9 protein-coding genes are annotated in these 15,062 nt (G+C 72.1%); 3 read left to right on the top strand and 6 right to left on the bottom strand.

All coding sequences use genetic code 11. The features are described from left to right. Positions 1–58: 58 nt before the first annotated feature. Both EV562_RS30710 and nrdR read right to left on the bottom strand, forming a co-directional pair. On the bottom strand, positions 59–2,962 hold the full coding sequence (locus EV562_RS30710; RefSeq protein WP_133890121.1) for a vitamin B12-dependent ribonucleotide reductase: 2,904 nt from the start codon (positions 2,960–2,962) through the stop codon (positions 59–61). 167 nt (positions 2,963–3,129) lie between these two features. Continuing rightward, on the bottom strand, positions 3,130–3,678 hold the full coding sequence (gene nrdR, locus EV562_RS30705; RefSeq protein WP_133890120.1) for a transcriptional regulator NrdR: 549 nt from the start codon (positions 3,676–3,678) through the stop codon (positions 3,130–3,132). 619 nt (positions 3,679–4,297) lie between these two features. Here nrdR and lexA point away from each other — a divergent pair. Continuing rightward, on the top strand, positions 4,298–5,077 hold the full coding sequence (gene lexA / locus EV562_RS30700) for a transcriptional repressor LexA (RefSeq protein ID WP_133890119.1): 780 nt from the start codon (positions 4,298–4,300) through the stop codon (positions 5,075–5,077). A gap of 131 nt (positions 5,078–5,208) precedes the next feature. On the opposite strand, the gene EV562_RS30695 is transcribed toward lexA, so the two are convergent. The 4 genes from EV562_RS30695 to EV562_RS30680 all read right to left on the bottom strand — a co-directional run bounded on the left by EV562_RS30695 (position 5,209) and on the right by EV562_RS30680 (position 11,877). Beyond that, positions 5,209–7,239, bottom strand: a complete 2,031-nt coding sequence (locus tag EV562_RS30695) for an ATP-dependent DNA helicase (RefSeq protein ID WP_133890118.1) — start codon at positions 7,237–7,239, stop codon at positions 5,209–5,211. A gap of 236 nt (positions 7,240–7,475) precedes the next feature. After that, positions 7,476–8,165: a GNAT family N-acetyltransferase gene (locus EV562_RS30690; protein ID WP_133890117.1), complete on the bottom strand. Its 690-nt coding sequence runs from the start codon at positions 8,163–8,165 to the stop codon at positions 7,476–7,478. A gap of 29 nt (positions 8,166–8,194) precedes the next feature. After that, complete coding sequence (locus EV562_RS30685; RefSeq protein WP_133890116.1) at positions 8,195–10,180, bottom strand: IucA/IucC family protein; 1,986 nt, start codon at positions 10,178–10,180, stop codon at positions 8,195–8,197. 377 nt (positions 10,181–10,557) lie between these two features. Beyond that, on the bottom strand, positions 10,558–11,877 hold the full coding sequence (locus EV562_RS30680) for an aminotransferase class III-fold pyridoxal phosphate-dependent enzyme (protein ID WP_243860267.1): 1,320 nt from the start codon (positions 11,875–11,877) through the stop codon (positions 10,558–10,560). A 455-nt stretch (positions 11,878–12,332) separates the two neighbouring features. On the opposite strand from EV562_RS30680, the gene EV562_RS30675 reads away from it, so the two are divergent. Both EV562_RS30675 and EV562_RS30670 read left to right on the top strand, forming a co-directional pair. Then, on the top strand, positions 12,333–13,559 hold the full coding sequence (locus EV562_RS30675) for a hypothetical protein (protein WP_133890114.1): 1,227 nt from the start codon (positions 12,333–12,335) through the stop codon (positions 13,557–13,559). Positions 13,560–13,783: 224 nt separating this feature from the next. Then, on the top strand, positions 13,784–15,001 hold the full coding sequence (locus EV562_RS30670; RefSeq protein WP_133890113.1) for a hypothetical protein: 1,218 nt from the start codon (positions 13,784–13,786) through the stop codon (positions 14,999–15,001). The last annotated feature ends 61 nt before the right edge of the window (positions 15,002–15,062 follow it).

Here is a 15,062-nt window from a genome sequence, read left to right as displayed (position 1 = left end):
CGACGCTCGACGGAGTGTCGGCCGCGGCACCGCCCGCGTTCGGCGGGCGGTGCCGGCTTCAGCTGCAGCCGCTGGTCGAGCCGCAGCCCTCGCAGATGTAGCAGGAGCCCGCGCGCTGCATCTTCGTGCCGCAGGAGAAGCACAGCGGGGCGTCGGCCTGGATGCCCAGCTGCATCTCCACCAGCTCGGCGCTGGTGTGCGCCTGCTGCGGAACGGGCTTGGCGGCCTCGGACTCGGCCTTCGGCGTGGCGACCGCCTTCAGCTCCTGGGCGCGCGGCGCCGACTGGGCCAGGCCCTCGACGTCCATCTCGTCGTCGGACGGCTCGTAGGAACCGGTCTCCAGGTGGCGCTGACGCTCCTCGGCGGAGTGGATGCCGAGCGCGGAGCGGGTCTCGAAGGGCAGGAAGTCCAGCGCCAGGCGGCGGAAGATGTAGTCGACGATCGACTGCGCCATCCGCACGTCCGGGTCGTCCGTCATGCCGGCCGGCTCGAAGCGCATGTTGGTGAACTTCGAGACGTACGTCTCCAGGGGCACCCCGTACTGGAGGCCGACGGAGACCGCGATGGAGAAGGCGTCCATCATGCCCGCGAGGGTCGAGCCCTGCTTGGACATCTTGAGGAAGACCTCGCCCAGGCCGTCGTCCGGGTAGGAGTTGGCCGTCATGTAGCCCTCGGCGCCGCCGACCGTGAAGGAGGTGGTGATGCCGGGACGACCCTTCGGAAGGCGCTTGCGAACCGGGCGGTACTCGACGACCTTCTCGACGGTCTCGCGGATGGCCGCCTCGGTCTTCTCGGTGATCTCCGCCTTCTCCGTGTCCTTGACCGACTTGGTCTTGGCGGAGAGCGGCTGGCCCACCTTGCAGTTGTCGCGGTAGATGGCGAGCGCCTTGACGCCCATCTTCCACGCCTCGAAGTAGACCTCCTCGACGTCCTCGACGGTCGCCGACTCCGGCAGGTTGACCGTCTTGGAGAGGGCCCCGGAGATCCACGGCTGGATGGCGGCCATCATGCGGACGTGGCCCATCGCGGAGATGGAGCGCTCGCCCATCGCGCAGTCGAACACCTCGTAGTGCTCGTGCGCGAGACCGGGCGCGTCGATCACGTTGCCGTTCTCGGCGATGTGGGCGACGATCGCCTCGATCTGCTCCTCCTGGTAGCCCAGGCGGCGCAGGGCCTGCGGGACGGTGCCGTTGACGATCTGCATCGAGCCGCCGCCGACCAGCTTCTTGAACTTGACCAGGGCGAGGTCGGGCTCCAGGCCGGTGGTGTCGCAGGACATCGCGAGACCGATGGTGCCGGTGGGGGCGATGACGGACGCCTGGGAGTTGCGGAAGCCGTTCTTCTCGCCGAGGCGGAGCACGTCCTGCCAGGCCTCCGTGGCGGCGGCCCAGATCGGCGTGTCGAGGTCGTCCATGCGGACGGCCCTGGCGTTCTCGTCGGAGTGCTGCTTCATGACCCGCAGGTGCGGCTGCGCGTTGCGCGCGTAGCCGTCGTAGGGGCCGACGATCGCGGCGAGTTCGGCGGAGCGCCGGTACGACGTGCCGGTCATCAGGGAGGTGATGGCACCGGCCAGGGCGCGGCCGCCGTCGGAGTCGTAGGCGTGGCCGGTCGCCATCAGCAGCGCGCCGAGGTTGGCGTAGCCGATGCCGAGCTGCCGGAAGGCGCGGGTGTTCTCGCCGATCTTCTGGGTCGGGAAGTCCGCGAAGCAGATGGAGATGTCCATCGCGGTGATGACCAGCTCGACGACCTTGGAGAAGCGCTCGGCGTCGAAGGACTGGTTGCCCTTGCCGTCGTCCTTCAGGAACTTCATCAGGTTCAGCGAGGCGAGGTTGCAGGACGTGTTGTCCAGGTGCATGTACTCGCTGCACGGGTTCGAGCCGTTGATGCGGCCGGACTCCGGGCACGTGTGCCACGCGTTGATGGTGTCGTCGTACTGGATGCCCGGGTCGGCGCAGGCCCAGGCGGCCTCGGCCATCTTGCGGAACAGCGCCTTGGCGTCGACCTCCTCGATGACCTCGCCGGTCATGCGGGACGTCAGGCCGAACTTGCCGCCGTCCTGCACGGCCTTCATGAACGTGTCGTTCACACGGACCGAGTTGTTGGCGTTCTGGTACTGGACGGACGTGATGTCGTCGCCGCCCAGGTCCATGTCGAAGCCCGCGTCGCGCAGGGCGCGGATCTTCTCCTCCTCCTTGACCTTGGTCTCGATGAAGTCCTCGATGTCGGGGTGGTCGACGTCGAGGATGACCATCTTGGCCGCGCGGCGGGTGGCGCCGCCGGACTTGATGGTGCCGGCCGAGGCGTCGGCGCCGCGCATGAAGGAGACCGGTCCCGAGGCGTTGCCGCCGGAGGAGAGCAGTTCCTTGGAGGAGCGGATCCGGGAGAGGTTCAGGCCGGCTCCGGAGCCGCCCTTGAAGATCATGCCCTCTTCCTTGTACCAGTCGAGGATCGACTCCATGGAGTCGTCGACGGACAGGATGAAGCAGGCGGAGACCTGCTGCGGCTGGGGCGTGCCGACGTTGAACCACACCGGGCTGTTGAAGCTGAAGATCTGGTGCAGGAGGGCGTAGGCCAGCTCGTGCTCGAAGATCTCGGCGTCGGCGGGCGAGGCGAAGTACTTGTGGTCCTCACCGGCCTTCCGGTACGTCTTCACGATGCGGTCGATGAGCTGCTTCAGGCTCACCTCGCGCTGCGGGGTGCCCACGGCACCCCGGAAGTACTTGCTGGTGACGATGTTGACCGCGTTCACCGACCAGAACTCGGGGAACTCGACGCCACGCTGCTCGAAGTTGACCGAGCCGTCGCGCCAGTTGGTCATGACGACGTCACGACGCTCCCAGGCCACCTCGTCGTAGGGGTGGACGCCGGGAGTGGTGTGGACGCGCTCGACGCGGAGTCCCTTGCCCGCCTTGGTGCCCTTGGCGCGGGAACTCCGTGCCGGACCGCTCGCCGTCTCTGTCATGCCGCCTCCCTGTACGGGCGAAAACGCCCTGAAGTGCCACGATTGTTCCCGTGGCACGGTGTTCTGTCTGGTGTTGCGGGCATCTCCTGCACCGCCCGCAACAGGTCTTTCTGGTTCGCCGCCGTCCAGCCGGCCCCGGGCGCCGAAGTCCGGGTCCGGCCCGCCTGTCAGTCGGCGGCGCCTGCGGGCTCGGGGACCTGTCCGGCCCCCGCGGGCCCGCGGTCGTCCTCCTGGCTCCCCACGCCGGTGTCGTCCTCCGGGCCGGCCGGCCTCGTCGTCTCCCTCAGTTCCGTGATCGCGGCCTCGAAGTCCTCGAGCGAGTCGAACGCCCGGTAGACCGAGGCGAACCGCAGATAGGCGACGAGGTCGAGCTCCTGCAACGGGCCGAGGATGGCCAGCCCCACGTCGTGGGTGGTCAGCTCGGCACTTCCGGTCGCCCGCACCGCCTCCTCGACCCGCTGGCCGAGCTGGGCGAGCGCGTCCTCGGTGACGGGGCGGCCCTGGCAGGCCTTGCGCACGCCGTTGATGACCTTGGTGCGGCTGAACGGTTCGGTGACCCCGGACCGCTTCACCACCATGAGCGAACAGGTCTCCACGGTGGTGAACCGTCGAGAACAGTCGGGGCACTGGCGGCGCCTGCGGATCGACGTGCCGTCGTCGGTCGTACGGCTGTCGACGACACGGCTGTCGGGGTGCCTGCAGAAGGGGCAGTGCATGGACTCCGAACCCTCCTCACAGCAGACTCAACAGCCTCGAAAGGCCCTTCAGGTCCCTCGAAGCAGCCCCCAGCATAGGCGATCGCAGCGGGCTCGAAGACCCGGGGGACCACAACTTGTGGGCTGCTGATGCAATCCAACCACTAGATGTGGGGATTGGCTCATACATACACGCCGTGCACGCGTGTCGCAGCTCTCCGTACGCGCACAGGTGTGCGCCCGCCTCGGGGCTTCACGGAGACGCCGCGCCCGCACCCTCGCCGCGGGGAGGTGCACGACCCCCGGTACCCGAACCCGTACAGCCGTATCCCTCCTCGCGCATGCGGAGATACCGTGGGCGCCGCGGGGAGGGGGCGTGGGACTACCGCAACAGAGGGGAGACCGGCCCCGTCGAACGGGAAGCCGGATGGCAGACTGGAGCGACATCCCGCAGGTTGTCACCACGGCGGTGAAGAGTACAGCAATAGACCCTTTTGTCCGCCAGGCGCCACGGTAGCCATACACCCGAACATGCAATACGAGCGAGCGATTCCCGTTTTTTCACTCGAACGTGTGTTTGGCGCAACCTTTCGAAAGCTACTACCGTTGTGCAGCAGGGAGACCATCGAGAGGGGCCGACGTGACCACCACCGCCGACAGTGCCACCATCACTGCCCAGGAGCGCCCCCAGGGCCGCCCTGAGCCGGTGCACGCGATGAACGACGCCGCGAATCCCGAGGGGCACAAGCGCTCCCTGCCCGGGCGACCTCCCGGCATCCGGGCGGACAGCTCGGGGCTCACCGACCGCCAGCGCCGCGTCATCGAGGTCATCCGCGACTCGGTGCAGCGACGCGGGTACCCGCCGTCGATGCGGGAGATCGGCCAGGCCGTCGGCCTCTCCAGCACCTCGTCCGTGGCCCACCAGCTGATGGCACTGGAACGCAAGGGCTTCCTGCGCCGCGACCCGCACCGCCCCCGCGCCTACGAGGTGCGCGGTTCCGACCAGGCGGCCTCGGTGCAGCCCACGGACACCGCCGGCAAGCCGGCCGCGTCGTACGTGCCGCTCGTCGGGCGCATCGCCGCCGGTGGTCCGATCCTCGCCGAGGAGTCCGTCGAGGACGTCTTCCCGCTCCCCCGGCAGTTGGTCGGCGACGGCGAGCTGTTCGTCCTCAAGGTCGTCGGCGACTCGATGATCGAGGCCGCGATCTGCGACGGCGACTGGGTCACGGTCCGCCGCCAGCCGGTCGCGGAGAACGGCGACATCGTGGCCGCGATGCTGGACGGCGAGGCCACCGTCAAGCGCTTCAAGCGCGAGGACGGCCACGTCTGGCTCCTCCCGCACAACGCGGCCTACGAGCCGATCCCCGGTGACGACGCGACCATCCTCGGCAAGGTGGTGGCCGTACTGCGCCGCGTCTGAGCGCCACGGCGGGCGGGTACGCGTGAAGCGACCCGCCGACCCGACCGGGCCCCGGAACCTCTGCGCCGGTTCCGGGGCCCCGCGCTGTCCGGGGCCGGGTGGACCGGCGCGGGGCGGTGTCTTCGGTGCCTTCAGTCGCCCTGGGGCTGCTCCGCGCTCTCCGTCCGTGCCGCGCCCTCCGTCGACTCGGCGGTCTCGGCCTGCTTCGCCTTCGCGTCGATCGCGGCGAGCGACTTGCGGACCTGGTTGCGGTCCGTGGTGAACCAGAAGTCGGGCAGGGACGCCTTCAGATAGCTCCCGTACCGGGCCGTCGCCAGCCGCTGGTCCAGGACCGCGACCACCCCGCGGTCGCCTGACGCCCGGACGAGCCGGCCCGCGCCCTGGGCCATCAGCAGGGCGGCGTGGGTGGCGGCAACCGCCATGAAACCGTTGCCCCCGGCCTCCTCCACCGCCTTCTGGCGCGCGCTCATCAGGGGGTCGTCCGGGCGCGGGAACGGGATCTTGTCCATGACGACCAGCTGACAGCTCGGCCCGGGGACGTCGACGCCCTGCCACAGGGACAGCGTGCCGAAGAGACAGGTCCGCGGGTCGGCGGCGAAGTTCTTGATCAGCTCGCCGAGAGTCTCCTCGCCCTGGAGCAGGATCGGGTACTCCGGGATCCGCGAGCGCAGCTCCTCGGCGGCGAGCTGGGCCGCGCGCATCGAGGAGAACAGCCCCAGCGTGCGGCCGCCCGCCGCCTGGATCAGCTCGGTGAGCTCGTCGAGCATGTCACCGCGGTCGCCGTCCCGGGCGGGGCGGGCCAAATGCTTGGCGACGTAGAGGATGCCCTGCTTGCGGTAGTCGAAGGGGGAGCCCACGTCGACGCCCTTCCACTGGGGAACGTCGTCGCCCTCGGTGCCCTCGGGGGCCAGCCCGAGCGACGCCCCGACACCGTTGAAGTCACCGCCCAGCTTCAGGGTCGCGGAGGTCAGGACCACCGAGCGGTCGGTGAAGAGCTTCTCCCGCAGCAGGCCCGAGACGGACATCGGAGCGACCCGCAGGGAAGCCCCGAACCGGTCGTGGCGCTCGTACCAGACGACGTCCCACTCGGAGCCGTTGGTGATCCGCTCCGCCACGTCGTGCACGGACTCCACGGAGGCCAGTGCCTGCTTGCGGACCGCGTCCTCGTCCTGCACGGACTTGTCCCGGGTGGACCCGATGCCCGAGATGACCGTGCGGCAGGCGTCCCGCAGCGCCATCAGGGCGTAGCCCAGGTCCTCCGGGATCTCCTCGAGGCGGCCGGGCAGCGCCAGCTCCATCAGCCGTTCGAAGCCCTCGGCGGCGGTCTGGAGCTGGTCGGCCGCCTTCTCGTTGACCAGCTTCGCGGCGCGGCGCACCGCGCGGTTGACCTGGCCGGGGGTCAGCTCGCCGGTGGCGACGCCGGTGACCCGGGAGACCAGCTCGTGCGCCTCGTCGACGACCAGCACCTCGTGCTGCGGCAGGACGGGGGCGCCCTCGATGGCGTCGATCGCGAGCAGGGCGTGGTTGGTGACGACGACGTCGGAGAGCTTGGCCCGCTCCCGGGCCGCCTCGGCGAAGCACTCGGCGCCGTATGCGCACTTCGAGGCGCCCAGACACTCCCGGGAGGACACCGAGACCTGTGACCAGGCGCGGTCGGAGACACCCGGCGTGAGGTCGTCACGGTCACCGGTCTCGGTCTCGTCGGCCCAGTCGCGCATCCGCAGCAAATCCTGGCCCAGCCTGCTGGTGGGGGCGGCCGCCTCGAACTGGTCGAAGAGGCCCTCTTCCTCGTCCTGCGGCACACCCTCGTGCAGGCGGTGCAGGCACAGGTAGTTCGACCGGCCCTTGAGCATCGCGAACTCCGGGCGGCGGCGCAGCTGCGGGTGGAGCGCGTCGACCGTGCGGGGCAGGTCGCGCTCGACGAGCTGGCGCTGCAGGGCCAGGGTCGCCGTGGCCACGACCACCCGCTCCCCGTGTGCCAGCGCGGGCACCAGGTATCCCAGGGACTTTCCGGTGCCGGTGCCGGCCTGGACCAGCAGATGGGAGCCGCCGTCGATGGCTTCCTCGACGGCTTCGGCCATGGCCACCTGGCCGGGACGCTCCGTACCGCCGACGGCGGAGACGGCGGCGTGCAGGAGTTCGGGGAGTGAGGGCTTCGTCATAGCGCGACCACCCTACGGCCCAGGACTGACAAACGGGTGGCCAAGGCTGATGCCGCAGGCGGGAGCGGCGCCAAGGACGGGCGGGGCTGCGGGGACGGGCAGGGCATCGGTGGCTCCTGTACGGGCGGCGGCCGGCGGTGCGGGCGGCGGCCGGCCGCGGCGGTGTGGGAGGCGGCCGGGAGCGGCGGAGTGGGAGGCGGCCGGCTGGCGGAGTGGACGGCGACGGTCGCGGTGCGTCAGGAGGGCCCCCGCGCCGCCCGTTCGCGGACCATCAGGGCGGCCCGCTTGCCGGGCAGGTCCACCACGGCCGTCTGTCGGAACCCGGCGCCGAGGAACGCCGCGACGGACGTCTCGTTGCGGACGTCGGGTTCGGCGAGCACGCGCGTGCAGGCGGGGCGCGCCGCGAGGATCAGGTCTGCGACGGTCCTGAGCAGCTCGGTCCCGAGGCCCCTCCCCCGGTCGGCCTCGTCGCCGATCAGCACGTGGACCCCGGTGTCGTGCGGCCGGACCGGGCAGTACCGGGCCAGCGGGTCCAGGTCGGCCCGGTAGATCTCCCAGTAGCTCATCGGCGCCCCGTCCAGCGTCCCGACGCACGGGACGCTGCGTCCGTCCCCGGCCAGCTGCGCCCGCAGGTGTTCCTCGGTCACGCTCGGCGGTCCGGCCAGTTCCCAGTACGCGGCGACGACGGGGTCGTTCATCCAGCGCGCGACGAGCGCGGTGTCCCGGGCGAGGTCGACGGGCATCAGCCGGAGGACGCCTGCGGTGGTGACGCCCGGCCCCCAGTCGGCGAGGCGGTCGAGGAGATCGGAAGGTCCGTGTTCCGCTGCCCGACCGGCGTCGTTCCCCGCGCCGCGGAAGAGGGCGACGAACTCCTCGGGCAGTTGGAGGTCCAGGGTGTCCTCGGTGCTCGTGTCGGTGGGATTCACAGTGTCGCTCCTTCGGCAGGGCGGCCCGCTCAGGCGTGCAGGGGGTTGGCGATGGTGACGTAGACGGACTGGGTGTCCACCGGGCCGACGAGTTCGTCGAGGCCGTGCAGCCGGGTGAGCAGGTTCGCCTTGCAGCGCAGCACCGGCGAGTCGAGGAGGTGGGCGGGGAGCGGGCTCGCGGGTGCCGCGGCGCTCGCGGCCTGCTCGACGAGGAAGCGGCGGAAGGCCGCCAGCAACGTCCTCTCGTCGGCGAGGGACTGGGAGCCGAAGGCACCGATGAGGCCGAACACGTTGTTGACGGCGAGGTAGTAGGCGAAGCGCTCGTCGGTGACGTCGTCGGCCACGAACGTGTCGCTGTGCTCTCCGATGCCGGGCAGCCGGGCGTCGAGTTCCGCGCGCCGGGAGGCGCGGAAGTAGTAGCCCTGGTTGTCGCGGTAGCGGCCACCGGCGGGCCAGCCTTCCGCGTCCAGCAGCACAAGCGTGTTCTGCTGGTGCGCCTCCAGCGCGATCCCCGCACGGGCGTCCAGCCACAGGACGGGGCGTACGACGTGGTGGAGGTAGCGCAGGAACCACTCGACGGCGACGGCTCCGCGCGGTCGGCCGGTCCGCCCGGCGAGCCGGGTGAGGATCCCGGCCAGCCGGGACCGTGCGGGGAAGCCCGACGCGGCATGCCCGCACCCGCCGTGCCCGGACGTCCCCCGCCCGCACACGCCGTCCTCCGCGGTCCCGGCCCCCGACGGCCCGGGGTGCGGCTGCGGTGCGACGAGCGAGGCCACGCAGGAGACGTCGTCGGAGGGCCGGAACGGGTTGTGCCGGACGACCACGTCGAGCCCTCGCACGGGCGTGCCGTCCGGTGCGTCGACGGCGAGCCAGGCGGGGTCGCGGACGATGTCGAAGTCCGGGTGGGCCGCCCGCCACCGGCGGGACAGCCCCCGGCGCAGCAGACGGTGCACCTCGACACCGCGGTGGAGTTCCTTGCGGAGGTTCTCCCGGCGGGAGTTGGTGATGTGCAGGGCCAGCGAGAGCTTGAGCATGGCGGGAGCGCCGCTGCGGTGCACGGTGCGCACGGAGGACGTGGGGTGCCACGCCGGGCCGTGCGCGCCGAGGTCCCGGAGCAGGCCGGTGTCCAGCAGTGCGGCCGTCTCAGGCCGGTGCAGCACCGCGCGGAACTGCCAGGGGTGCAGGGGCAGAAGGGCGTACCCGTGCGGGGGCGCCGGGCCGTCCGCGGCGAGGCGCGCGGTGAGCACGGACGCGGTGACGGGGCGCCCGCGCTCGGTCCAGGCGGAGTCGGCGGCGAGTACGGAGGGGGCGACGGCCAGCCAGTGCAGGGGGAAGGCGCCGCGCAGCTCCGGGGAGTACCTGCGTGCCTCGGCATCGGTGAGACCGGCACGGCTCTTCGGGGCGGGGTGCAGCGGGTGCCCGAGCAGAAGCGCCTGTTCGGCGGCGAGGAAGAGGTCGGGCCCGTCGCCGTCTCCCGCACCGTCGCGGCGAGCGCCGGGGTCGGGCGCGGGCCGTTCCGCGCGGTCCCGGAGGAACACGGCGGTGCGGCGGACGGAGTCGGCGACGCGCGCGACGAGGTCGAGCCCCTCGGGTTCCGGGGCGCCGACCGTCTCCCGAGCGAGCAGCGCGGCCAGCGTGACCGCGTCCACGGGAGGTGCCGAGACGGGGGCACCGCTCAGCCGCGGGGCGCCGAAACGGTGACCTCCGGTCGGGGACCAGTAGTGGACGGGGACGACGAGGGCCGTGCCGGAGGCCGGGAGCGGGAGGTGGAGGATGCCGTTGCCGGGGGCGGACGCGTCGGTCTCCCTGGCCCAGCAGCGGAGGAGGTTCTCCGTGGCCGTGGCCTGGGCGGCGGCGTAGGGGTCGAGGAGAGCCCCGGGCCCGGCCCCGTGCGAGGGGGAACCGGCCCCCGGCTGCCGCGGCCCGGGGAAACGTCCAGGCGCGACCGACCGGGGCTCGGCTTCGGACGGGGCGCCCGTCCCTGGGGTCGGCCCGAGGCCGCCTCCTGCTCCCACTCCGGCATCGGCTCCCCGTCTCTCCCCCGAAGTTGCCCGCGCGTCCACATCCCGGTCGGGGTCCACACCAAAGGCGGTGCCCGCCCCCGCACCCGCCGTCCTGACCACGGCCGGGACGGTGGCGGACCCCGACGAGGTGCCGGGCGCCGCGTCCGTCGGGACGGCGGGCTCCGGGGAGGGCAGGCGCCCGGCGTCCGGGAGAGCGACGGACGCCGGACCGGCCGGACGCACCGGAGCAACCGGCGTCCCGGGCGTGAACGCGGCCGTGAAGACCGGCGGTTCGGGCGTGAACGCGGCCGTGGAGACCTGCGGTTCGGGTGCGGAGTCGGTGGGCAACGCGGGTTCTCCTGGCGGGTGGTGTCTCCGGACGGGGGGCCTCATCGCGGGGTGTGCTCCCCGGGCGAGGCGGCAGCCCCACCGTCGCGCCGGCGGTCCACCGCCTGTACGGCGTCCGCGAGTCGGTCCAGCACGGCCGACATCTGCTCCTCGGTGACGATGAGCGGCGGCAGCAGGCGTACGACGTTGGCGTGCGCTCCCGTGACGTCCACGATCAGCCCGCGGCGCAGGCACTCCTGCCGGACGGCGGCGGCCAGTTCGGCAGGAGAGGCGGGGCGGGCACGGTCCGCGGGGCCTTCGGGCGCGCCGTCCGGTGCCACCAGCTCGATACCGGCCAGCAGGCCCCGGCCGCGTACATCCCCGAGGCACGCGAACTCCCCGGCGAGCGCGCGCAGTCGGGTGAGCGTGCGGCCGCCCAGCTCGGCGGCGTGTTCGGCGAGGCGGTGTTCGCGGACGTGGGCGAGGGTGGCCGCGCCCGCGGCGAGGGCCAGTTGATTGCCGCGGAAGGCACCGGCCCCGGGCGGCGCACCGGCTCGCGGCCGTCCGGTGCCGTCCGCACTGTCCGTGCCGTCCGCAGTGTTCACGCCTCCCCCGTCACCCAGGTCGTCGCGGTGGACCACCGCGGCCAGCGGCAGGCTGCCGCCGATCGCCTTCGCGAGGACCAGCACGTCGGGCGTGACCCCGCTGTGCTCGAACGCCCAGTAGGCGCCGGTCCGGCCGACCCCCGTCTCGGTCTCGTCGACGATGAGCGGGACGGCCCGTTCGGCCGTGCGGGCGCGCAGACGCCGTACCAGGGCGTCCGGTGCCGGGAACACCCCGGCCTCGCTGCGTACCGGGTCCAGGAGGAGACCCGCGGGCAGGTGCTGGGCCGTCTCCCCCAGGTCGGGGAGTGACGCGTGGTCTCCGGCGGCCACCACCCGGGTCCGTCCGGTGGCGGCGCGGACCAGTGCGGTGGCGATGGTGACCGGGTCGGCGCCGGCCGGGCCGCAGAACCGCACGCGCGCGTGGTCGGCGAGTCCGGGCGGCAGCGTCCGCAGCAGCTCGGTGACGAAGGCGTCCTCGACCGGCGTGGTGAGGCCCATGACGTGCAGGGGGGCGCCCGAGTCGAGGACCGCGCGGATCGCCTGCAGGACCACGGGGTGGTTGTGGCCGAGGGCCAGCGTGCCCGCGCCGGAGACGCAGTCCAGGTAACGGCGGCCGTCGGCGCCCTCGATGGTGAGTCCCCGCGCCCGGACCGGTACGACCGGGAGCGCCCGCGGGTAGGTGCGGGCGGCCGGTTCACGCCCCGGCTGACGCCTCGAAGCGCCCTCCGTCGCGGTCGAGGCGCCGGCTTGCCCAGCGCCCTCCCGCCCCGTGTGCACCCATGCCGTACGCGCCCGCCCGGCTGCCCTCACCCCGGCCGGCCCGGCGTTCCCGCCTCCGGCCGCACCACAGTTCCCGTACGGGGACCCCGCCACGTCTTGTCGCCCTCCCGCTGCCCGGACGCGGTGCGGCGTGCCGGGCACTCCCGGGCCGGGGGGCCGCGTCCGGACAGCGGGCCCCCCACCGCTACCAACCGCGGACCGTTCGCCGGGTTACGGCCTGTCCGAAGATCGTTGCCGGGCCGGGGACCTTGCGGCCCGCCGCTGCCACGCGGTCCGGCCTTCCGGTCCGGCTGACGCCGCGTGCCAGGTCAGGCGGCTGTGTCCGAACCGTTGCCGTTCCGTCGGAAGTCCCCCACAGCGACCGCATAGTGTGTGGTGCCGTTCCCGAAGTCGCCGTCGTCCGGCGACCGGTCGCGGCATCACGTTCGTTCACATCAGGGGGAGTCACCACCATGCGATCCATACGGCCGTCGTTCACCACGCGCGGACGCGGAAGGCGCGGAGCCTCCTCCGCGGCCGCCGCCGTGGCGCTCGTCTCGGCGCTCGCGCTCACCGCCACGGCGTGCGAGGACGGCGACCCCGAGGCGGGCGCCGACGCCTCGGCCTCGGCGTCCGCCGCCGCAGACGACGGCAACGGCGGTATCCGGATCCCGGAGCACGTCAAGGACAAGCTCAAGGAACACGGGATCGACGTCGACGACTGGAAGAACGGCGCCTGGAAGAACTGGAACAAGGACGACTGGCTGCGCGAGGCGCAGGACTTCGTCAACCCGATCATCGAGGGTCTGTGGAACCCGGACCGGATGCGGGAAGCCGAGGAGCCGGACCAGGGGGTCGAGGAGAACGACATCTCCGGCGACCAGGGCGTCACCGATCCGGAGCCCGCCCCCGTCGAGGCCGAGGCCGTCCCGGCCAAGTACCACGACAACGCCGCCACCGCGGGCAAGCTCCTCTTCGACTCCCCCAAGGGCTCGATGGTCTGCTCGGCGACGGTCGTGAAGGACCCGGCCCACCCCGGCAAGTCCAACATGGTCTGGACGGCCGGTCACTGCGTGCACGCCGGCAAGAGCGGCGGCTGGTACCGCAACATCGCCTTCGTGCCGTCGTACAACGACGCGAACGAATCGATCGAGGAGCTGGAGAAGGCCACCAAGGAGGAACTCGCTCCGTACGGCGTGTGGTGGGGCGACTGGGCGCAGACCTCGGACCAGTGGATCGAGCAGGGCGGTGCGACCGGCGGTGACGGCGCCCCGTACGACTTCGCCGTGATCCATGTGACGCCGGAGAAGGGCGGCGACGGCAAGTCGCTGGAGGAGACGGTCGGCGCGGCGCTGCCGGTGGACTTCGACGCGCCCGCCGTGCCGGACGTCAAGAGCATGAAGGCGACCGGTTATCCGGCCGCGCCGCCGTACGACGGTCAGAAGCTGTTCCAGTGCCAGGACAAGCCCGGGCGGCTGTCGATCAGCGCCACCGACCCGACGATGTACCGCGTCGGCTGCACCATGACCGGGGGTTCGTCCGGCGGTGGCTGGGTCGCCGCCGGTTCCGACGGCAAGCCCGCGCTGGTCTCCAACACCTCGATCGGCCCGATCACGGCCGGATGGCTGGCCGGCCCGCGCCTCGGCGAGGAGGCCAAGGGCGTGTTCGACTCGGTGAGCGACAAGTTCGCCGGCCAGTGACCACGCAACGCCTGCGCTGAGCAGTACGGACGGCGGGGTGCGTCAAGCCTGAGGCCGGCACCCCGCCGCGCGCCCCGTGACGTTCCCGCGCACGTTCCATCAGGTCATCGGCCCTGCGCACGCCTCACAGGGTCGTCGTCGGCCCTGCGCAGGCTTCCTGGGGCCACAGGCAATCACCCATACGTTCATCGACACTCACGCGTTCCGACGGGGGTCCTCGCACCATGCGTTCCACATCTGTGTCCGCCGCGCCACGGCGCGGCCGGCGTACCGCACTCACCGCCGCCTGCCTGGTCGCCGCACTGGCGCTCACCGCTACCGCCTGCGGCGGGCCGGAGGACGACGAAGCCGACGCCGAGCCGGGCGGTGGTACCTCCCAGGCCGCCGGCACGGGCGACGCCGGCAGCGGAAAGGGCGGCCTGCCGACCGGCCTGGCGGACCGGCTCAAGAAGCACGGCATCGACGTCGAGCAGTGGAAGGACGGCGGCTGGAAGAACTGGGACAGGGACGCCTGGCTCAGTGAGGCCGAGGACTTCGTCAACCCGGTGATCGAGGGCCTGTGGAAGCCGGACCGGATGAAGTCCGCCGAGGAGGCCGACAAGACCGTCACCACCAAGGACGCGGCCGCCGACCAGGGCGCCACCGATCCCGAGCCGGCACCCGTCGAGGCCGTCGCCGAGAAGAAGCCGTACCACGAGAACGCCGCTCCGGTGGGCAAGGTCTTCTTCGACTCCCCCGAGGGCTCGATGGTCTGCTCAGGCACCGTGATCAAGGACGTGAACCACCCGGGCAAGTCCAACATGGTGTGGACGGCGGGCCACTGCGTGCACGCCGGCGGCAGCGGCGGCTGGTACCGCAACATCGCCTTCGTCCCGTCGTACAACGACTACGGCAAGTCCGAGGCGGAGCTGGCGGACGCGACGACCACCGAGATGGCTCCGTACGGCACCTGGTGGGCCGACTGGGCGTCGACCTCGGACCAGTGGATCCGGGGCGGTTCGGAGAGCGGCGGCGACGGGGCCGCGTACGACTACTCGGTGCTGCACGTGAAGCCCGAACAGGGCAGCAAGTCGCTGGAGGAGACGGTCGGTGCCGCCCTGGCGGTGGACTTCTCCGCTCCGTCGGCGACGGAGGTGTCCAGCATGGGCGCCTGGGGCTACCCGGCGGCGGCGCCGTACAACGGCCTGGAGATGTTCAAGTGCGTCGACCGGCCCGGCCGGCTGTCGCTGAGCCCGTCGCTGCCGACGATGTACCGCATCGGCTGCACCATGACCGGTGGCTCGTCGGGCGGTGGCTGGTTCCGGGTGGTGGACGGCGAGACCAGGCTGGTCTCGAACACCTCGATCGGCCCGCTGGAGAACACCTGGCTGGCGGGGCCGCAGCTGGGCCGGTCGGCCGAGGCGATGTACCAGAACATGAGCAGGACCTACGGCGGTCAGTGAGCCGCAGGTGACGACCGAGGGCCCGTCCCCTGCCGCGGCAGGGGACGGGCCCTCGGTCGTG

Source organism: Streptomyces sp. BK208, assembly GCF_004364245.1.
Taxonomy (GTDB): Bacteria; Actinomycetota; Actinomycetes; order Streptomycetales; family Streptomycetaceae; genus Streptomyces.
The sequence above is the reverse complement of the archived record's forward strand: the minus strand, read 5'-3'. Positions and strand labels throughout refer to the sequence as shown.